The organism is Streptomyces sp. NPDC051555, assembly GCF_044454405.1.
Classification (GTDB): Bacteria; Actinomycetota; Actinomycetes; order Streptomycetales; family Streptomycetaceae; genus Streptomyces.
The window spans coordinates 98,432-117,094 of record NZ_JBITDP010000018.1; the positions used below are offsets into that span (position 1 = coordinate 98,432).

An 18,663-nucleotide genomic window follows, 5' to 3' on the forward strand; every position below is an offset into this window, starting at 1 on the left:
GCTGCCGCCGCGGTGGACGATTCCGCAGTGGCGGGGGCCGGGGAGCCTGCCTAGCGTGGGCAGGGCGTTGCCCCGCCCCCGCCCCCACCCCCACCCCCACCCCCGCGAAAGGTCTGCCATGCCCGACAAACCCGCCATCGTCCTGGTCCACGGATTCTGGGGCGGCGCCGCCCACTGGGCCAAGGTCATCACCGAACTCCACCGCCGCGGCTACGAGGACCTCCACGCCGTGGAGAACCCGCTGACCTCGCTCGCCGACGACGCCGAGCGCACCCGCAAGATGGTCCGCCAGATCAAGGGCCCGGTGGTGCTGGTGGGCCATTCGTACGGCGGCGCGGTCATCACCGAGGCCGGGACCCTGCCGAACGTCGCCGGGCTCGTCTACATCGCGGCCTTCGCGCCCGACGCGGGCGAGAGCCCGGGCGGGATCAGCCAGGAGCTCCCGCCCGAGGCGTTCCCGAACATCGCGCCGGACTCGGACGGCTACCTGTGGATCGTCCAGGACAAGTTCCGCGAGAGCTTCGCGCAGGACCTGTCCCAGGACGAGGCCCGGATCATGGCCGTCACCCAGAAGGCCCCGCTGGCCTCCACCTTCGGCGACGAGGTCACCGATCCGGCGTGGCGGACCAAGCCCTGCTGGTACCAGGTGTCCACCCAGGACCGCATGATCCACCCGGACAACGAACGCAAGATGGCCGCCCGGATGGATCCCCGCAAAACGATCGAACTGGACGCCTCCCACGCCTCCCTGGCCTCCCAGCCGGGCCCGGTGACGGACCTGATCGAAGCCGCCGCCAACGACCTCGGCGGCCGGTAGCCCGCGGGCGCGGCCACGGCCTCGGCGGTGCTCGGCCACCGGGACCCGACCGTCAGCTCGGGAGGGGGCAGGAGCGACAGCATCCGCGTTCGCCGATGAGCCGATGATCGGAGTGACGAACCGGACGAGGCCGCCGCCCGTGCTACTGGATGCTCCAGCGGTGCGGATGGTCGGGGTCGGTGGGGCAGGCGAAGATGTTCAGCTCGCCGGATCGGCCCACGGTGACTTTCGTCGGGGTGGCGCAGCGATGGGCGGGCAGGTCTCGATCCTCCAGCGGCTTCCAGCTGCCGCTACCGCCGTCCCATCCCGAGCTGTCGATGGTCAGCAGGAGGCACATCGGCGTCCGGCAGATCTGGCAGTCCATGGGATACGGGTCGGTGGCGTGCCAGGAGGCGAAGCCGCCGACGCGCCAGCCGGGTGGGATGGACAGGTCGTACTGGTAGCCGACCGGATCGGTCGCGAGCTCGTCTGACGACCGCTCGGCCTCCTCGTCCTGGGCTTCGTCCCAGGCGTCGAGCCGGTCGCACAGCTCCTCCGGCAGGAGGCCGGCGAACGGGTAGCTGACCACCCGCTCCGGGTACAGCACACACGGCTCCGGCACGAACCCGGCGGACCCGACGACCAACGGCTGCGGGGGAACGGCCAACACGTCCCCGACCTCCCACGAACGCCGCCAGCGCAGAAGCAGATTCAGGTCGTACCGGCTCGGGCCGTGCGCGTTGAAGGGGCACCAGAACACCTGGAGCAGGTCGCAGTCCGCCGGCCCCGCCGGCAGGTCCGGGACGTCCCGCCGGTACAGCTGCGCCAGGCCGATCATCGGCAGCCGATCCGTTCGCGCCGCCTCGGGAAGCCGGTGCTCCACCTGCAGCTCGGTCAAGAGCGCGCGTTCCGCGTCCGTCGGGCCCGGGCTCTGTTCCCGAGCCCATGCGGCAGCCAGGATCCGGCGGTGGTCGTGGATGTCGGCCGGGCGCCGACCCCGCCCGCGGCCGTGGGCCTCACCGCACACCGGCCACCGCTCCCCCACCGGCCACAGCATCGGACCACCCACCGAGCTGGCGGACAGCTGCGGGCTGCCCGGCCTCGGGTGGAGCCTCGTCGTCGTGCCGCGGTGGGCCGCCAGTTCCGGGAAGAGCGCCTCGACATCGAGCGGGCGCGGCGGCGTGGTCCTCGTCATGGAACGCGACCCTAGCCAGGCCGTCTCTTTCGGATCTTGCCGGGCCGCTGCGGGAGCGGCCCGGCAGCCGGGCGGGGCAGCTACGCCCCTTGCTTGAGGACGGCGTTCATGACGGCCTTGGCGATGGGTGCGCCGAGGCGGCCGCCGCCGATGTCGGAGCGGGAGATGTCCATGTCCTTCGGGTCGATGAAGACGGCGACCGCGACGGGTGAGGCGCCGTCGCCCTGCTTGGCGTAGGAGACGAACCAGGCGTACGGGCGTTCGTCGCGGACATCTGCGCCGTGCTGGGCGGTGCCGGGCTTGGCGCCGACGACGACGCCGGGGATCCGGGCACCGTCCGCGGTGCCTTCGCGGGCGGTGTGCTCCATCATCTCCTGCACCTTCTTCGCCGTGCGTTCGGAGACGGCCCGCCCGTGCGGTCGGGGTTCCGTCTTCTCGATGGTGGACAGGTCGGGTCCGTTGATCCGGTCGACGAGGTGGGGCTTCATGACCGTGCCGCCGTTGGCGATGCCGGCCGCGACCATGGCCATCTGCAGGGGGGTGCTGGTCAGGCTTCCCTGGCCTATGCCGGTCAAGGCGGTCTGCGGCCGGTCGAGCTGCTCGGGGTAGACGCTGGCCGAAGTGCGCACGGGCATGAACTGTTCCTGGTTGAAGCCGAACTTCTCGGCCGTCTCGCGCATCTTGTCCACGCCGGTCTTCAGCGCCGCGTCCAGGAAGACGTTGTTGCAGGACCACTGCATGGCCGTCTTCATCGAGGCCTTGTCGCACTGGGCGTCGGGGACCACGTTGCCGATCTTCGTGGTGCTGTCGGGCAGTTGGTAGGGGGCGGGTGTCCCGGAGGCGGCGTCGATGTCGGTGACCGTGCCGTGTTCGAGTGCGGCAGCGGCGGTGAGGACCTTGAAGGTGGATCCCGGCGGATAGGCCTCCCGGATCGCCCGGTTGCTCAGGGGCTTGTCCTCGTCCTGGCCGAGCCGGGTGAACGCCTCCCCCTCCGCGCGGGATCGGCCGGCGAAGGCACCGGGGTCGTAGGACGGGGTGCTGGCCATGGCGAGGACCCTCCCGGTCCGGGGGTCGAGGGCCACGACGGCGCCCTTCGCGCCGATCCCGGTGAGGCCCTCGTACGCCGCCTTCTGGGCGGCGGGGTCGATGGTGGTGACGACGTCACCACCCCGGGGCCGGACGCCGGTCAGAGCGTCGAGGGCTCCGGCCCGCAGCCGCGGGTCCGTTCCGCTGAGGACGTCGCGGTGGACGCCCTCCAGCATGGTGGCGCCCTGGGCCTGGGAGAGGTAGCCGGTGATCGGCGCGTACATCGCCCCCTGGACGTAGGTGCGTTTGTAGGCGAGGTCGGAGCCGGGGACCGGTACGGAGCCGGTGATCGGGCGCCCGCCGACGATGATGTCGCCGCGGGGGCTGCCGAACGCCTCGATGAGGTTCCTGCGGTTGTTCGGGTCCTTGGCCAGCGTCTCGGCGTCGACGAACTGGATCCAGGTCACCCGGGCGAGCAGGGCGAACAGCAGTGCCCCGAGGAAGAGGGCCGTGTGCCGCAGTGTCTTGTTCATGTTCCCTTTCGATGGAGCGCGCTCGGCGGGCTGGCAAAAAACGGTGCGACACGGTTGAGGTCAGGAGGCGTCCTGGGAGACGGCCTCCAGGAGGTGGCGGACCACCGGAACGGCGGAGGATCCGCCGGTGACGCCGCCTTCGACGACGACGGCGACGGCGACGCTGCCGCGGGTGCGACGACCTCTCCGGTGGCCCGGTCAATCCGCTCGATGACACCGCGCGGGCCGCCGTCCGACTCCCGTACGAGCTGGTCGAGCACCGGCTTGAGGGACGGGCTGCGCTCGGCGGAGAGGGCAGCGCCCGCCCGGTCGGTCACCGGCGGCGTGGCGGCTTCGTGGCGGGTCAGGCGGAACTTCTCGGTGCCGCTCAGGTGCGGATCGACCACCGACGCGTCCGTGCGACTTTCCATGAGCCGCCTTCCAGGCGGCGCCCAGGTGCCCAGGTCCGTGACCGGCATTTTCGCGGCCCCAGTCCGCCAGGAATGCCTCGGCCTCGGTCACGGCGGCCAGGTCGACGTCCGCGGCGCGAACGGTCCCCACTCGGCGGCGTACGCGCTGCCCGTGACGAGCGCGAGGGCGGCAGCCGCGACGGCGCAGGCCGCCAGGCCCGCCCCGAGGACGGCGAGAACACACAGGAAGAGGAATGCGGTCATGTCCCGACATCAACAGCCCAAGCCCCGTTATGTCCAATATCTAGATCAATGGGCGATCAATTGAGATTTGATATCGTTGCTGCTCATGGACCTCGTCGGGCACGTGCGGAGTTTCGTCGCTGTTGCGGAAGAAAGACACTTCGGCCGGGCCGCAGCTCGCCTGGGCATGGCTCAGCCGCCCCTGTCCCAGCGCATCCAGCGGCTGGAGAAGGAGCTCGGCCTCCGGCTCTTCGAACGCACCAGCCGCCAGGTCACCCTGACCCAGGCGGGCGCCCTGCTCCTCCCCGAGGCCCGCGACCTGATCACCGGCTGCGACGCGCTTCTGGGCAGCGCCGCCCGCATCAGGGACGGCCACCGGGGCCTCCTGCGTGCGGCCCTTCCGCCGGGCGTCGGCGCCGCCACCGTGGCCGCGATCCTGACGGAGCTGCGCGAGCGCCATCCCGGACTGGACGTCGAGCTCCACGAACTCCCCACCGCCGACCAGCTCGCCCGCCTCGTCTCCCACGACCTCGACGTCGGGCTGATCCATCACCCCTGCGACGTCACCGGACTCGAGCTCGGCCCCCTCCTGCGCTGCGAACTCGGCGTGCTCCTGCCGCCGTCCTCACCCCTGGCCGAACGCACCGAGGTGCCCCTGGCCGCCCTCACCGGGCACGGCCTGGTCCTCTTCCCGCGTGCGGACGCCCCCGCCCTCTACGACGACATGCTCACCACCTGCGCCCGGGACGGCTACACGCCCGAGGCGATCCGTCACGGCCAGGGCGACAGCTTCGTCGAGGGATTGATCCTCTCGGTGAACGCCGTGGCCTTCAGCCCGGCGCCGCCACGCGCCCCGACCGCTCCGACCGCTCCGACCGGTCCGACCGGTCCGTCCGGATCCGACGTCCTGTGGCGGCCCCTGGCCGGCGCCCCGCTGACCTGGCGCTACTCCGCCGCCTGGCCGCGCGGCCGGGGCAGCGCCTCCGTCAGCGCCTTCGCCGACGCCGTCCCCGGAGGGCTGCGGCACACCACCGTCCTGTCCGACACCCCGTCCCCGCGCCCCCTGCACCTGCGTCCGGCATCGGAGTACTGGCTGTGAACCCCCTCCAGCGCATCCACAGCGCCTTCAGCGAAGCGGGAGCCACCGGCTGGCTCCATGCCGTCGACATCGACAGCGGCGCCGAGATCAGCGCCGGCGCCGACCAACCGGTCGTGACCGCCAGCGTCCACAAGCTCCCCCTCCTCCTCGCCCTCCACCGGCAGGCCGAGCAAGGCCTGGTGGACCTGACCGAGCAGGTGCACTGCGAGCCCGCGCACCGCGCGGGCGGTCCCACCGGCCTGTCCGCCATGCTCGACCCCGTCCGCATCTCGCTGCGCGACGCCGCCTACCTCATGACCGCCCTCAGCGACAATGCCGCCGCCGCGCTCATCCTGGAACGCGTCGGCCTCGACGCCGTCAATGCCACCACCGCGAGCCTCGGCCTCACCCGCACCCGCGCCGTCCGCTCCTTCGCCGGGACCCTCGCCACCCTCCGCGAGGACGCGGGCCCCACCGGCATCCAGGCCCTGAGCGACCCTCACGTCATCGCTCGTCTGCGCGCGCTCGACCCCGCCCGCACCAACCACAGCACCCCCCGCGACATGACCACCCTCCTGCGGGCCGTCTGGCGCGACGAAGCAACCGCTCCCGAGCACTGCGCCGCTGTCCGCCGCCTCCTCGGCCTCCAGGTCTGGCCCCACCGCATGGCCTCCGGATTCCCCTTCGACGACGTACACGTCGCGGGAAAGACCGGCACCCTGCCCACGCTCCGCAACGAAGTGGGAGTCGTCGAATACCCGGACGGCGGTCGCTACGCCATCGCCGTCTTCACCCGCGCCGCCAACCCCGCAGCCACGCTCCCCGCCGTCGACGCCGTCATCGGAACCGCCGCGCGCATCGCCGTCGACGGCCTCCGCACCCGCTGACACGACCAGGGCCCGGGAAGAATTCCGGCGCCCCGGCCGAACGCCGGGAACCCGCCACCTCATGGAGAGGTCGACGAGCGGGATACATCGGCCGTTCGGCGGCCGGATCCGGCCGACCGGCCGATGTACGACGGCCCTTGACGGCGCTATTCCAGAAGGGACCCTTGAAGTCCTCACGAAAAGGTGCACGGTCATGTCGGTTCGGTTGACGGGCGCCTACCTGCTCGCCCTGCTGCTCACGGTCGCGGGGCTGGCCGTCCCCGTGGCCCGGTGGTCCCTGATCGCGGGTTCCTCGGCCCTCACGGACTACGCCGCCCTCGGCGTCGTCTGCACGGCCGTCTTCGCGGGCGCCGCCGTGGCGGCTCTGCTGTGGATCCGGCGTCGCACCTCGAATCGAACGCTCCGGTTCCTTGGGGCCTGCCTCATCTGGGCCCTGGCTTGCGGCCTGACCGTGGCATCGCTGTTCACCTGGGCGAGTAGTGACGTCCAGGGCCACTACAACCGTTCCCCCGGCGGCGCGGGCCGCTGCCTCGCGGGCACCCCGTACGCCAGCCCGCACGTCACCATCGCGGCCCTTTCCGACATCGAGCCCACGAAGGCCACCGCCACGCAGCCGGCTCAACTCGCGGTCCGGGGCCGGTTCGCCGTCCGCCCGGACGGAGAACCCCGCAGCGCGCAGCTCGTCCTGAGCGCGCCCACCAAGTCCGCCGCCCCCGCCCCCGCCGACGCCCGCACCCGGGCGATCCTCGCGCAGTACGGGTGCCACTGATCACCCCGGAGCCGCGCCCCTGACTGCGAACGTACGGACCGCGGAGCAGAAAGCGCGTGCGAACAGGAAGCGCCACAGAGGTTCACCTTCATCCAAAACTGGACTGATGGCCCCCGATGCCGCCGCGAGCCGTACCGTCGCTGCCTTCATCGCGCCCACATCGTTCCGGCACGGGGACGGCGGGGCGGATCGCACGGAGGGAGGGGGGACCATGGCCGTTCCTGTGGGCGCTCACACCTTGTCGGTGGAGCAGATGGGCCTGGGGGATCACGCTTTTGCGCACTACGCGGACGACGAGGTGCGCTGGGGGGTGCTGGGGGTCTTCGCGATGCTCGGGCTGGCCCGCAACGAGAAGGTCGTCGTCATGGCCGACCCGGACGTGCCGCACGATGAGGTGGTCCGGCAGATGTTCCCGGACGAGCGGCCCGTTCAGGCGCTGGAGCGCGGCCAGCTACGGCTCACGAGCATGCGGGAACTGATCAGTCCGCACCGGAGATTCACCGCCGGGCAGCAGCTGGGCCGGTTGCGCGAAGAGACCCTACGGGCCCGGGACGAGGGCTACGCGGGCCTGCGGTCGGTCATCGACATGGCGTGGGTGGAGGACCTCGGCATGGACATCGAGGGCGTCATGCACCGGGAGACGCACGCGGAGGCCCTGTTCACCGACCGCTCGTACGCGGAGATCTGTACCTACGACCGCCGCCGGTTCTCCGCCGGGACGGTGGAGGCCATGCGGGTGGGCCATCCCGTGGCACTCCTGGAGCATCCCGGGGATCTGGGCGCATTCCACTTCGGCCACGGGGTGCGGATGGTGGGCGACGCGGACTGGTCGACGCGCGCGCCGTGGAGTTCGGCCCTGCGCTCCGCGCTGCGGGGGGCCGGAGCGGGCCGTCCGCTGCTCCTGGACCTCACTCCGGTCCCCTTCCTGTCGGTGACGTGCGCCGCGGACCTCCTGCGTCAGGTGCGGGACGCCGATCCGAAGGTGCGGGTGGAGGTCCGCTGTTCGACGTTCCACGCGGGTCTGCTCCGGCGGCTCGGCGCGCTCGCGGTGGCCGGCCTCTGCCTGGTCGAGGACGAAGGAGCCCTGGGATGACCCGGTTGCCGGCTTCGGCGTCGCCCCCGGCGGGCGAAGAGCTGGTGTGGGAGACCCGCTTCCACGCCGCCGACCTGGGCAAACTTCGCCTGCGGATCGACGGGATCGCCCTGGACGCCGGTCTTCCGCAGGCCCGCCGGGACGCGTTCGTCCTGGCCGTGCACGAGGTGACCTGCAATGCGGTGCGGCACGGCGGTGGGTCCGGCACGCTCAGGCTCTACCAGGGCCCGGACGCCCTGCGCTGCCGGGTCACCGACGAAGGCCCGGGTTTCACCCCGGACAGCGTCCCCCACGTACGGCCCGACCCGGGCACCGCCGAGGGCGGACGCGGTCTCTGGCTGGTACGCGAGATCACCGACGGCATGGAGATCGCCGCACGTGACATCGGCGCCGAGGTCACCTGCGTCATGCGGCTCTGACGCAGGTGCGCTCCCCCTGGGGCGTTCCGCCCAGATCGACTCGGGGTGCCGGGCCGGCGAGGCCGAACAGCCCGATCTGGCTCTCGCTCAGCCGCCACGGCGCTCCCGCCAGGGGCAAGGACAGCCCGCTCCACAGGGTTCCGAACGATGCGAACAAGAAGAACGTGATGCGTCCGCGCGTCAGCACGAGGCGCTGCTGGAGCATCCTGCCGAGTGAGACGAGGGCGTGGTGCTTTCGCTACTCCCCGATGAGGGCTCGGATGCGGGGAGTCGCGAGGACCATGGCGCAGCCGGCGAGGACGGCGAGGGTGCCCAGGGTGAGGTAGAGGGGGGTTCCGGTGAGGCGGGAGGCCACTTGGGCGCCGATGGCGTCACCGCAGGAGGCGGAGAGGAAGAAGAGGCCGGCCAGCTGGGATCCCATGCCGGCGGGGGCGAGTTTGTGGCTGATGGACAGACCGGTGGGGCTGAGGAAGAGTTCGCCGACGGTCTGGAGGAAGTAGAGGCCGACGAGCCACAGCAGACTGATCCGGACGCCCCCGCCGGTCTGCGTGACGGCGACGGCCAGGAGGAGGAAGGACGCGCCCGCGAGGATCAGGCCGGTGGCGAATTTCGCGGGGGCCGATACGTTCACGCGCTTCCACACGGCGGCCAGGGCGCCTGCGAACAGCACGATCATGATCGGGTTGAGGGCCGCCTGCCAGGTGGTGGGCATGCCGAGCATGTCGACGTGCCGGTCGGCGAAGAGTTGGACGCTGGATGCGGCGAGGTCGAAGATCGCCCAGAAGACCACGGCGCCGATGAACAGGCAGAGGTAGGCGCGGATCCCGTTGCGGCCCCGCTCGTCGAGGTCGGGTGTGCGCAGGAGCTTGACGAAGTATCCGGCCGGTACCAGGACGGCGAGGACGGCGAAGGCGCTGAGGCACCCGGTGAGGGTGAGGTGGTCGGTCCCGGCGAGGGCCGCGGCAACGGCCGCCGCGCAGAACAGGACGAGGGCGGTGGTCCGTACGATGCGGCGCCGTTCGGCGGTGGTGAGGGGGTGCGCCGGTCGGTCGTCGGTGGCGCGCAGGCCGCTGGAGCCGACGAACACGACGAGGCTCGCGGCCATGGCGACGGCGGCGGCCGAGAAGGCGACGGGCCAGCCGAATTCCACTCCGAGCCAGCCCACGAGCAGGGTGGCCAGGAGTCCGCCGATGTTGATGCTGGCGTAGAACTTGCTGTAGGCGGCGTCGCGCCGGCTGTCGCCCTGGTGGGTGAACAGGGTGCCGACCAGGGCCGTCATGTTGGGCTTCTGCAGGCCGGTGCCGACGGCGACGAGGACCAGGCCGGTGTACAGGCCGGCGGCGCCGAGGTCGAGCGCGAGGACGACGTGGCCGACGAGGATGACGACCCCGCCCGCGATCGCGGCCCGGCGGGCGCCGAGTATCCGGTCGGCGATCCAGCCGCCGGGCAGGGCCGTGAAGTAGCAGGCGGACAGGTAGCTGCCGACGAGCGCGGTGGCCACGGCCGGGGACATGCCGAGGCCGTGGGCCGTGTCGACGAGGAAGAGCGCGAGGACGGCCCGCATGCCGTAGAAGGAGAACCGCTCCGCCGCCTCGCTCAGGCACAGCGGGAGCAGTCCCCGTACCGGCACCGTTGTCCGGGTGGTCGCGTCCGGGCCCGGAAGAGTGGGAGGTGCGGCGGTGGGCATGTGCGGATCTCCTCTTGGCTGCCACGGGGGTGCCGGCGTCGTGCTGGTGCGTGCGGTGCCGGCACCGGCAGGGCATCGGTTCGCGGGGCCCGCGCCGTCCGACGCCGAGGGTCGCCCGCGCGGGGCGGGCGCGCAGCCATGACGGGTGGTCCGGGACCCACGGATCCTGATCCGGATCGGGGTTCCGGCACCGTGCGAAGGGTGCGCGGCTTCCTCGCGGTCGCCGAGTCCCTCGACGGCGCGTCCGCCGCCGGGTGGCCCTCAACCACAGTTGTACCCAATGGGGACCGGGCTGGTCGCTGGCCGTTCGGCCTGAACTCCCCCTGGATTCCTTCGGCCGAAAGGACGAGGGCTGCCCGCGGCTGCGGGCACGGCGCTGCCGCCGTCGCGGGTCAGCCGAGGGTCAGCCGGAGTTCGTAGCGGTCGGCGCGGTAGGCCTCGCGGGTGTGGGCCACGACGGCTCCGGCCGCGTCGAGGGAGGTGCGCACGGTGAGCAGTACGGGCTCGCGCACCGCCAGGTCGAGGGCGGGGGCTTGGTCCGCAGTGGCGGGAGCGGCGCGGACGCTGAAGCGGGCCGTGGCGGGGGCGTGCCCGGTGGAGGCCAGGTGGGCGAAGAGCGATCCGGTCGTGAAGTCCACCGCGCCGATGCCCGCCGCGACGGCGCGGGGCACGAGGTCATGGGTGAGGCAGACGGGCAGCCCGTCGAGGAAGCGCAGTCGGCGCAGCTCGAAGACCGTGGCGCCGGATTCGACGTCCAGCAGGTCCGATTCGGCGGACGAGGCGCGGCGGGTCCTGCTCTGGAGGACCTTGGCCGTGACGGCCCGGCCCAGGTCGTGGTTGAGGGCGGTGAAGCCTTCGAGTGCGGCCCCGCCGGCCGCGTGACTGAAGGCCGCGGTGCGCACCTGCCAGCCGCGGCGCTCCGAGGCCTCGATCACGCCGAGCTCCCGCAGTGCTCCCAGGGCCCGGCGCAGGGTCCCCCGGCTGACCGCGAGCTGGGTGCACAGATGCCGCTCGGAGGGGAGGCGGGAGCCCCCGGGCAGGGTGCCGGCCGCGATCGCGTGGGCCAGGGCGTCGCGGACCAGGACGTACGGGGGGTGCGCCCCGTCGGCCTCGACGGGGGCGAAGGCGGGATCCGGCATCGGTGTCGAGTCCAAGGGAATCGGGTGTCGGGAGGTCAGGACATGCGCGCCCGGGCGGCTCGCCGGGGACGTACCGACTGTGGACTCTACGCGAACTGGTACATGTCTGGTACTCATGGAAGAAGGTGGTGGCCTGGAAGGTGACCATCCGGTCCGCCTGGCCCACCGTGCCGTGCCCAGGCTCGCGTAGGAAGGAATGCTCGGCCGATGAGGACCCGCACCGCAAGCAGGACGACTTCGCGCACGGGCTGGCTGCACGCCGTCACCCGTATCAAGCCGATACCGGTCGAACGCGCCCTGGTGGTCCGCGGAGCGATCGGCATGGCCGTTCCCCTCGTCGTCGGCCAGCTCGTCGGCCAGCCCCTGATCGGAGCCGCGGCCGGGCTCGGCGCGTACGGAGCCGCCGTCGACGACAGCTCCGCCCCCGTGCGCACGCGGGCGCTCGCCCTCGCCCTGCCCCAGCTCGGGGGCGCGATCGGCCTGGCGCTGGGACGGGCCGCGGGCGGCTCCGCCTGGCTGGAGGTCCTCGCGGTCACGCTCGTCGCCGGCTGCTCCGGACTGCTCTCCACCATCGGCCGGATCACCTCCATGACCACCCTGGTCTGGCTCCTCGCCACCGTCATGGGGCTCGGGCTGCCCACCACCACACCCTGGTGGCAGAACCCCCTGCTCTTCCTGCTCGGCGGGCTGCCGCTGATGTTCCTGTCCCTCGCCGGCGCACTGCACGACCCGTACCGAGGAGAACGCGCCGCCGTCGCCGCCGCCCACGACGCGGTGGCCGACCTCCTCGAAGCCGACCCCGCCACGTGGGCCTCGGCCCGCCACCGCGTCACCGAGGCCATGGACCACGCCCACCTGACCCTGCTCGTGCACCGGCTGAGGCCGCCCCGCCCCGGCAGCACCGCGGACCGGCTCGCCGCCCGCCTCGACGTCCTCGTCGCAGTCATCGCCGCCGCGCCCACCATCCGCCGCAGCCGCACCCGGGGGCCCGCCCGCTACCCGGCCGCCCTCCGCGCCGCCGCCCGGGCCGTGGCCGCGAGGAAGCCCGCGCCCGGCGCCGCGTTCCCCCGGGCCGGAACGGACCGGACCGACGGGACCGACGGGACCGGCCACGAGGCGGGTGCGATCCACGCCGCCGTCGACCGCCTCTCGGACTTCGATGACGGCGCGGCCCGCGCGCACCTGCCCCGCCGGCAGGAGCCCGGGGCCCGGTTCACCGGTGCTTGGTTCCGGCTCGTCCGCGATGACCGGGCCCTCGTCTTCGCAGCACGACTTGCCGTGTGCATGGGCGCCGCCCAGGCCGTGGCTTCGCTCACCGACCTGCCGCACGCCGGATGGTCGGTCCTCACCGTGGCCCTCGTCATCCGGCCCGACCTCGGCACCGTCCCCGCACGCCTCGTCCTGCGCGGGGGCGGCACCGTCGCAGGCGTACTCGTCGGGCTCGGCGTCCTGGTAGGGGTACCGAACGGGTGGGGGCGCGTCGCCGTACTCGTCGTGCTCACCGCACTGCTCCAGGCGTACGCACGCCGCTCCTACGCGATCCAGACCCTGCTCCTGACCCCGATCATGGTCCTGCTCGCCGACCCGCTCGGCCTCAGCGGCACCGGCGTACCCGAAGCCCGTCTGTGGGCCACCCTCCTCGGCTGCGCGACCGCCTTCGCCCTGGGGTACCTCCTGTGGCCCGAGGACGTCCGGGGCCGCGTCCCGCACCGCCTCGCGCGGGTCTACGACGACCTCGCCGCCTACGCCGAACACACCGCCGCCGAAGCGCCCCGCGAGACCTCCGGCCACGAACTGCGCCGCCGCATCCACCGTGACCTCGCCGCCACACGCGCCGAACTGGACCGACTGCGTACCGACCCGCGCCACGCCCACGCCCTGCAGGACTGGCAGCACGTCCTGGACCACGCCCACGGCATCGCGGAAGACCTCGCCGCCGATGCCGCGACCGGTCCCGATCCCGACGCCGGTTCCGGCACCGGCCGTCCCACCGACGACACCACGGCGCTCGCCACCCAGCTGCGCGAACGCGCCCACCTCCTCCGGCAACGCTGACCGCGGGCGTGTCGCAGCACGGCCGCGCGAGTGACGCATTCGGGCGCATCCGAGTGGCAGCGGGAAGGTGTCCGCGGTCCGATGAACGGGTGTCGACAGAAGCTCTCACACCATCCGTCGACCGGAATGGGGGGCCTCTTCGATGGGCGTCATCCGGGACCATCCCGAGCTCGTGCTGTTCCTCTGCCTGGCCCTGGGCTACCTGGTCGGCAAACTGCGGGTGGGGCCCATCACCCTCGGCGGGATCTGCGGCACGCTGATCGTGTCCCTGCTGCTGGGGGCGTGGACCGGCGTCGAGATCGACGCGGATGTGAAGACGGTCTTCTTCGCCCTCTTCATCTTCTCGCTCGGCTACATGGCCGGCCCGCAGTTCTTCGCCCATCTCAATCGGCGCAGCCTGCGCTTCTTCGCCCTGTGCGCCATCGAGTTGGTCTGTGTTCTGGCGATCGCGATCGGCCTCGCCCGTGCCTTCGACCTCGATGTCGGCACGGCCGCCGGAATCCTGGCGGGGGCGGCCACCGAATCGGCCGTCGTCGGTACCGCCACGGAGGCGATCGGCAAGCTGCCCGGCCTGACCGCGGACCAGATCGCCGACTACCAGGGTCACGTGGCCACCGCGTACACCGTCTGCTACCTCTTCGGTCTGATCACCGTCGTGCTCTACACCAGCCAGATCATGCCGATGCTGCTGCGCATCGACCTGCGCGACGCGTCCCGCGCGCTGTGGGAGCGCATGCGCGGTGCGGACGGCGGCGGGCTGGGCGAGGACGAGCGCGAGGCACTGCCCGGACTGGTGGGCCGCACCTACCTCGTGACCCACGCCGACGGGCGCAGCATCGGGGAGCTGGAGGCCTCGTTCGACGAACGGATCACCGTGGAGGCCGTCCGGCGGGGCTCCCGTGACGTGCGCCCCGCACCGGATCTGGAGTTGCTCCTGTCGGACCTGGTGCTGGTCGTCGGCCGCAGGCGGAACATGATCGGGGCCGGCCGTGTGATCGGCCCCGAGACGGCCGGGATCCCCGGTGTGGACACGCCGTTGGCCTCGGCCGAGATCGCGGTGACCCGGTCCGACGTCGTCGGCCGCAGCATCGGCGATGTCCAGGGCGCGCACCCGATGTTCATGGACAACGGGGTGTACGTCACCGAAGTCGTACGCGGTGACCTCCATCTGCCCGCCACCTCCGACACCGTCCTCGCCCGCGGTGACGTCCTCACCCTCGTCGGCGCACGGTCGGGGTTGGCGAAGGTCGTCGCCCGGATCGGGACGGTGGCCAGGAACGACGCCACCGACTTCGTCTACCTCGGCATCGGCATCGCGCTGGGGTCCCTCATCGGCCAGCTCTCCGTCCGGATCGGCGGCGCACCGCTGTCGCTGGGCACCGGTGGCGGCTGTCTGGTCTCCGGGCTGCTGTTCGGCTGGTTCCGCTCCCGCAGTCAGACCTTCGGTGCCTTCCCGCCGCAGGCGGCGACCACGATCAAGGACATGGGCCTCGCGGTGTTCATCGCCTGCACGGGTCTGGTCTCCGGCCCGCAGGCCTGGCCCCTGCTCAAGCAGTACGGGGCCCTGCTCCCCCTCGCCGGCATCGCCATGGTGCTGGTCCCCGCCTCCCTCTCCCTGATCGTCGGGCACAAGCTCCTGCGGATCGAGAAGCCCCTGCTGCTCGGCGCGATCGCGGGCCAGCAGTGCTCCACTCCGGCCATCACGGCGATCACCCAGAGCGCGCAGAGTTCGGTCCCGATGCTCGGCTACACGATCACCTACGCCCTCTCCAACTTCCTCCTCCCCCTCACCGGCCCGATCCTCGTCGGAATCCTCGGCGGCTGACCCCCCGACTGCTGCGCCCTCCTCCCCCGGCCCACAGGTGCTCACATGATCGATTTCCTCAACCGGAACATCTTCCAGCCCCATCCGGAGCTGCTGGTCTTCATCACCGTGGCGATCGGCTTCCTGTTCGGGAAGCTCCGCTACAAGGCCCTCGCGCTCGGCGCCGTCACCGGCTGCCTGATCGTCGGGCTGCTCCTCGGCGCCCAGTTCAAGGTGACCATCGAGGGCACGGTCAAGAACCTCTTCTTCACCATGTTCCTGTTCGCCCTCGGCTACCGGGTCGGACCGCAGTTCTTCCGCGGCCTGAGGAAGGACGGCCTGCCCCAGGTCATCAACGCCGTCGTCGTCTGCGTCACCGGCCTCCTCGTCTCGTGGGGCTTCGTGTCCCTGCTCGGCTACGGGCCCGGGCTCTCCGCCGGGTTCCTGGGCGGGGCCCTCACCCAGTCCGCGGTGATCGGTGTCGCCCAGGACGCGATCGGCAACCTGCCCGGCCTCTCGGCGGACCAGATCAAGAACGAGCAGAACCTCGTCGCCGTCGGCTACGCGGTCTGCTACCCGCTGGGCACCATCCTGTGCGCGCTCCTCCTTGCCAATGTGCTGCCCAAGCTCTACCGGCGTGACCTCGCGGCGGAATCCGCGCAGCTCGCCGCGGAGATGGACGTGCCCGCCGACAATCCCGACCTCGGCAAGGGCTACTACGAGATCGTGCTCCGCGCCTACCGCGTCGAGCGGCCCGACATCGTGGGCCGTACGGTCGAGGACTTCGAGAACCAACAGAAGGCGCAGGGCCGGCGGGTCTACATCACCGGGATCCGCCGGGACGGCCGGGTCCTGGAGCACGACCAGCAGCAGGTCCTTCTGCAGGGCGACGTGGTCGCGGTCAGCGCGCTCCGCGGCGACCTGGTCGACTACGACGCCCGCACCCACGTCGGCGGCGAGGCCGACGACGCCGAACTCCTCGGCTACCAGACCGAGAGCCTGCACGTCATCGCCTCCGAGAAGGCACAGCTCGGCAGGAGCGTCGCCGAACTGCGCGCCGAACCGTTCATGGTCGGCGTGTACATCGACAAGATCTACCGCTCCGGTGCGGAGTTCCCCTACCGGCTCAGCACCCCCGTCGAGCGCGGTGACACGCTCGTCCTGACCGGCCCGAAGAGGCTCGTGGGGCCCGCGGGCAAGGAGATCGGCAAGCCGGTGCCGTCCTCGTTCGCCACCGACATGATCTGGGTCGGCCTCGGCATCTTCCTCGGCGGCTGCATCGGCATCCCCGCCCTGAAGGCCGGCGGCGTCCCGATCTCCTTGTCCACCTCCGGTGGCGCGCTGATCATGGGTCTGGTCTTCGGGTGGATCCGCGGCAAGTACCCCACCTTCGGCAACGTGCCGCCCGGCGCCCAGTGGTTCATGGACACCCTGGGCCTGTGCATGTTCGTCGCGATCGTCGGTCTGAACGCCGGTCCGACCTTCACCTCCGGTCTCGCCAGCGCCGGTTGGGGCCTGTTGCTGTGGGGCGCCGTCGCCACCCTGATCCCGCTGATCGTCGGCTTCCTCGTCGGGCACCACATCCAGAGGATCCGCTTCCCCATCCTCCTCGGCGTCCTCGCGGGCGGGCAGACCACCACCGCCGCGATCGGCGCGATCAACGAGGAAGCCCGCTCCCAGGTGCCCACCCTCGGCTACACCATCCCCTACGCCATGGCCAACGTCCTCCTCACCATCTGGGGTGCGGTCATCGTCCTGCTGCACCACTGAGGCTGCCGCCCCGCCCGGGGCGATGTCCACCACACCGGGGCCACCTGCCCGTGGTCCCCAGCCCGAGAGGTCCTTCCGTGCCGAAGACCAGCTTCACCCGCGAGGAGATCCAGTCCTTCGCCCAGCTCTCGCCCTTCGAGCTGAAGGACAAGTTCATCCAGATCGCCACCGCCGTTCAGGCCGACGAACCCGGCCAGAAGGACACCACCGCCCGTGCGATGCTCAACGCGGGCCGCGGCAACCCGAACTGGATCGCCACCGGACCGCGCGAGGCCTTCTACGCGCTCGGCTACTTCGCCCTGGAGGAGTCCCGCCGCGTGTGGACGGCCGACAACCTCGGTGGCATGCCGGAGAAGAAGGACATCGCCGTCCGCTTCGACTCCTGGGCCCGGCGCCACCCCGAACTCCCCGGTGTCGAGCTGCTGGAAAAGTGCGTCAACTACGCCGTCGACCGGTTCGGCTTCGACCGCGACGGCTTCGTCCACGAGCTGACCGACGCCATCACCGGTGACAACTACCCCGTGCCGGACCGGATGCTCGTCCACATCGAGCAGGTCGTCCACGGCTACATCGCCGACGAGATGTTCGACAAGAACCCCCCGGCCGGCGGCTACTCGCTCTTCGCGACCGAGGGCGGCACCGCGGCCATGTGCTACATCTTCGACTCCCTGATGAAGAACGGAATCCTCCACAAGGGCGACAGGATCGCCCTGATGACCCCCGTCTTCACCCCGTACATCGAGATCCCCGAACTCGACACCTTCGAGTTCGACGTCGTCAACGTCCAGGCGAGCAACTTCGCGGAGACCGGGGTGCGCGAATGGCGCTACCCCGAGCAGGAGATCGCCAAGCTCGCCGACCCCTCGGTGAAGATGGTGTGCCTGGTCAATCCGTCCAACCCGCCCTCCCTGGCGCTGAGCGACCGGGTCGCGAACCAGATCAAGGACATCGTCGCCACCTCCAACCCGAACCTGCTGATCGTCACGGACGACGTGTACGGCACCTTCGTGCCGGGCTTCCGCTCGATCGCCGCCGAGCTCCCCCGCAACACCCTGCTCGTGTACTCGTACTCCAAGCACTACGGCTGCACGGGCTGGCGGCTCGGTGTCATCGGCCTGCACGACGACAACGTCATCGACGAGATGATCGCGAACTTCCCGGCCGAGCAGAAGGACCGGCTCGCCAAGCGGTACGGCACCCTGAGCCTGCATCCGGAGGAGATCCGCTTCATCGACCGGCTGGTCGCCGACTCCCGCTCCGTGGCGCTCAACCACACCGCCGGCCTCTCCCTGCCGCAGCAGGTGATGATGGGCCTGTTCTCGCTCTTCGACATGCAGGAGGAGGGGCAGGCCTACAAGGAGAAGATCCGCCAGATCGTCCACCGGCGCCTCGATCTCCTCCTCGAAGGCGCCCAGATGAAGATCTCGGATGACGACAAGCGGGCCGGTTACTACATCGAACTCGACCTCCTGGCCGAGGCCGAACGCGTCCACGGCAAGGACTTCGCGGACTTCCTGGAGAAGAACTACGAACCGGTCGACGCCCTGTTCCGGCTGGCCGAACAGACCTCGGTGGTCCTCCTGAACGGAGGCGGTTTCGACGGTCCCCAGTGGTCCGTGCGCGTCTCCCTCGCCAACCTCGACGACCTCGACTACCTGAAGATCGGCCATCACCTGCGCGCGATCTTCGAGCAGTACGCGGAGGAATGGCACCAGACCAAGGCCTGAAGCGACCGGCCGGGCAGGCGCACCAGCGCCGACCCGGCCGGTCCCCGCGGCAG

At 71.4% G+C, this 18,663-nt stretch carries 16 protein-coding genes and 1 pseudogene; 10 read left to right on the plus strand and 7 right to left on the minus strand.

The window, feature by feature from the left end; translation table 11 throughout:
* Window positions 1-118 precede the first annotated feature (118 nt).
* Window positions 119-817 (plus strand): alpha/beta hydrolase, encoded by a 699-nt coding sequence (locus ACIBEA_RS30880; protein ID WP_399266482.1) that lies wholly within the window; start codon window positions 119-121, stop codon window positions 815-817.
* A gap of 142 nt (window positions 818-959) precedes the next feature.
* On the opposite strand, the gene ACIBEA_RS30885 is transcribed toward ACIBEA_RS30880, so the two are convergent.
* From ACIBEA_RS30885 to ACIBEA_RS30900, 4 genes are all read right to left on the minus strand, one after another.
* Complete coding sequence (locus tag ACIBEA_RS30885) at window positions 960-1,991, minus strand: hypothetical protein (RefSeq protein ID WP_399266483.1); 1,032 nt, start codon at window positions 1,989-1,991, stop codon at window positions 960-962.
* A gap of 80 nt (window positions 1,992-2,071) precedes the next feature.
* Window positions 2,072-3,550, minus strand: a complete 1,479-nt coding sequence (locus ACIBEA_RS30890) for a peptidoglycan D,D-transpeptidase FtsI family protein (RefSeq protein ID WP_399266484.1) — start codon at window positions 3,548-3,550, stop codon at window positions 2,072-2,074.
* Window positions 3,547-3,960: a hypothetical protein gene (locus ACIBEA_RS30895; RefSeq protein ID WP_399266485.1), complete on the minus strand. Its 414-nt coding sequence runs from the start codon at window positions 3,958-3,960 to the stop codon at window positions 3,547-3,549. The genes ACIBEA_RS30890 and ACIBEA_RS30895 overlap by 4 nt, the downstream gene beginning before the upstream one ends.
* A gap of 87 nt (window positions 3,961-4,047) precedes the next feature.
* Entirely contained in the window at window positions 4,048-4,203 is a 156-nt protein-coding gene (locus ACIBEA_RS30900) for a hypothetical protein (protein WP_399266486.1), read from the minus strand.
* Window positions 4,204-4,288: 85 nt separating this feature from the next.
* On the opposite strand from ACIBEA_RS30900, the gene ACIBEA_RS30905 reads away from it, so the two are divergent.
* The 5 genes from ACIBEA_RS30905 to ACIBEA_RS30925 all read left to right on the plus strand — a co-directional run bounded on the left by ACIBEA_RS30905 (window position 4,289) and on the right by ACIBEA_RS30925 (window position 8,428).
* Entirely contained in the window at window positions 4,289-5,281 is a 993-nt protein-coding gene (locus ACIBEA_RS30905) for a LysR family transcriptional regulator (RefSeq protein WP_399266487.1), read from the plus strand.
* Window positions 5,278-6,147, plus strand: a complete 870-nt coding sequence (locus tag ACIBEA_RS30910; RefSeq protein ID WP_399266488.1) for a serine hydrolase — start codon at window positions 5,278-5,280, stop codon at window positions 6,145-6,147. Before ACIBEA_RS30905 ends, ACIBEA_RS30910 begins: the two co-directional genes overlap by 4 nt.
* Window positions 6,148-6,340: 193 nt before the next feature.
* Window positions 6,341-6,916 (plus strand): hypothetical protein, encoded by a 576-nt coding sequence (locus ACIBEA_RS30915; RefSeq protein ID WP_399266489.1) that lies wholly within the window; start codon window positions 6,341-6,343, stop codon window positions 6,914-6,916.
* A gap of 211 nt (window positions 6,917-7,127) precedes the next feature.
* A complete protein-coding gene (locus ACIBEA_RS30920; protein ID WP_399266490.1) occupies window positions 7,128-8,009 on the plus strand; it encodes an MEDS domain-containing protein in 882 nt (293 codons plus the stop codon).
* Window positions 8,006-8,428 (plus strand): ATP-binding protein, encoded by a 423-nt coding sequence (locus tag ACIBEA_RS30925; RefSeq protein ID WP_399266491.1) that lies wholly within the window; start codon window positions 8,006-8,008, stop codon window positions 8,426-8,428. Before ACIBEA_RS30920 ends, ACIBEA_RS30925 begins: the two co-directional genes overlap by 4 nt.
* Window positions 8,429-8,474: 46 nt before the next feature.
* Here the strand turns inward: ACIBEA_RS30925 and ACIBEA_RS30930 are convergent.
* From ACIBEA_RS30930 to ACIBEA_RS30940, 3 genes and pseudogenes are all read right to left on the minus strand, one after another.
* Window positions 8,475-8,654 (minus strand): annotated as a pseudogene (locus ACIBEA_RS30930) (MFS transporter); the annotation flags it as partial.
* Between the two features lie 12 nt (window positions 8,655-8,666).
* The gene (locus tag ACIBEA_RS30935; RefSeq protein ID WP_399266492.1) at window positions 8,667-10,115 is read right to left on the minus strand and encodes a peptide MFS transporter; all 1,449 of its coding nucleotides are present in this window, start codon (window positions 10,113-10,115) and stop codon (window positions 8,667-8,669) included.
* 392 nt (window positions 10,116-10,507) lie between these two features.
* Window positions 10,508-11,269: a GntR family transcriptional regulator gene (locus ACIBEA_RS30940; protein WP_399266493.1), complete on the minus strand. Its 762-nt coding sequence runs from the start codon at window positions 11,267-11,269 to the stop codon at window positions 10,508-10,510.
* A 192-nt stretch (window positions 11,270-11,461) separates the two neighbouring features.
* Between ACIBEA_RS30940 and ACIBEA_RS30945 the strand changes: the two genes are divergently transcribed.
* From ACIBEA_RS30945 to ACIBEA_RS30960, 4 genes are all read left to right on the plus strand, one after another.
* Window positions 11,462-13,309 (plus strand): FUSC family protein, encoded by a 1,848-nt coding sequence (locus ACIBEA_RS30945; RefSeq protein WP_399266494.1) that lies wholly within the window; start codon window positions 11,462-11,464, stop codon window positions 13,307-13,309.
* Between the two features lie 142 nt (window positions 13,310-13,451).
* Window positions 13,452-15,134 (plus strand): aspartate-alanine antiporter, encoded by a 1,683-nt coding sequence (gene aspT, locus ACIBEA_RS30950; protein WP_399266495.1) that lies wholly within the window; start codon window positions 13,452-13,454, stop codon window positions 15,132-15,134.
* 45 nt (window positions 15,135-15,179) lie between these two features.
* On the plus strand, window positions 15,180-16,883 hold the full coding sequence (gene aspT / locus ACIBEA_RS30955; RefSeq protein ID WP_399266496.1) for an aspartate-alanine antiporter: 1,704 nt from the start codon (window positions 15,180-15,182) through the stop codon (window positions 16,881-16,883).
* 77 nt (window positions 16,884-16,960) lie between these two features.
* Window positions 16,961-18,610 carry a bifunctional aspartate transaminase/aspartate 4-decarboxylase gene (locus ACIBEA_RS30960; protein ID WP_399266497.1) on the plus strand — a complete coding sequence of 550 codons (1,650 nt, stop codon included), beginning with the start codon at window positions 16,961-16,963 and terminating at the stop codon, window positions 18,608-18,610.
* Window positions 18,611-18,663: the final 53 nt, after the last annotated feature.

Coding starts and splice junctions, on each gene's coding strand:
- ACIBEA_RS30880 (WP_399266482.1), top strand. CDS start 119: ATGCCCGACAAACCCGCCATCGTCCTGGTCCACGGATTCTGGGGCGGC.
- ACIBEA_RS30885 (WP_399266483.1), bottom strand. CDS start 1,991: ATGACGAGGACCACGCCGCCGCGCCCGCTCGATGTCGAGGCGCTCTTC.
- ACIBEA_RS30890 (WP_399266484.1), bottom strand. CDS start 3,550: ATGAACAAGACACTGCGGCACACGGCCCTCTTCCTCGGGGCACTGCTG.
- ACIBEA_RS30895 (WP_399266485.1), bottom strand. CDS start 3,960: ATGGAAAGTCGCACGGACGCGTCGGTGGTCGATCCGCACCTGAGCGGC.
- ACIBEA_RS30900 (WP_399266486.1), bottom strand. CDS start 4,203: ATGACCGCATTCCTCTTCCTGTGTGTTCTCGCCGTCCTCGGGGCGGGC.
- ACIBEA_RS30905 (WP_399266487.1), top strand. CDS start 4,289: ATGGACCTCGTCGGGCACGTGCGGAGTTTCGTCGCTGTTGCGGAAGAA.
- ACIBEA_RS30915 (WP_399266489.1), top strand. CDS start 6,341: ATGTCGGTTCGGTTGACGGGCGCCTACCTGCTCGCCCTGCTGCTCACG.
- ACIBEA_RS30920 (WP_399266490.1), top strand. CDS start 7,128: ATGGCCGTTCCTGTGGGCGCTCACACCTTGTCGGTGGAGCAGATGGGC.
- ACIBEA_RS30925 (WP_399266491.1), top strand. CDS start 8,006: ATGACCCGGTTGCCGGCTTCGGCGTCGCCCCCGGCGGGCGAAGAGCTG.
- ACIBEA_RS30935 (WP_399266492.1), bottom strand. CDS start 10,115: ATGCCCACCGCCGCACCTCCCACTCTTCCGGGCCCGGACGCGACCACC.
- ACIBEA_RS30945 (WP_399266494.1), top strand. CDS start 11,462: ATGAGGACCCGCACCGCAAGCAGGACGACTTCGCGCACGGGCTGGCTG.
- aspT (WP_399266495.1), top strand. CDS start 13,452: ATGGGCGTCATCCGGGACCATCCCGAGCTCGTGCTGTTCCTCTGCCTG.
- aspT (WP_399266496.1), top strand. CDS start 15,180: ATGATCGATTTCCTCAACCGGAACATCTTCCAGCCCCATCCGGAGCTG.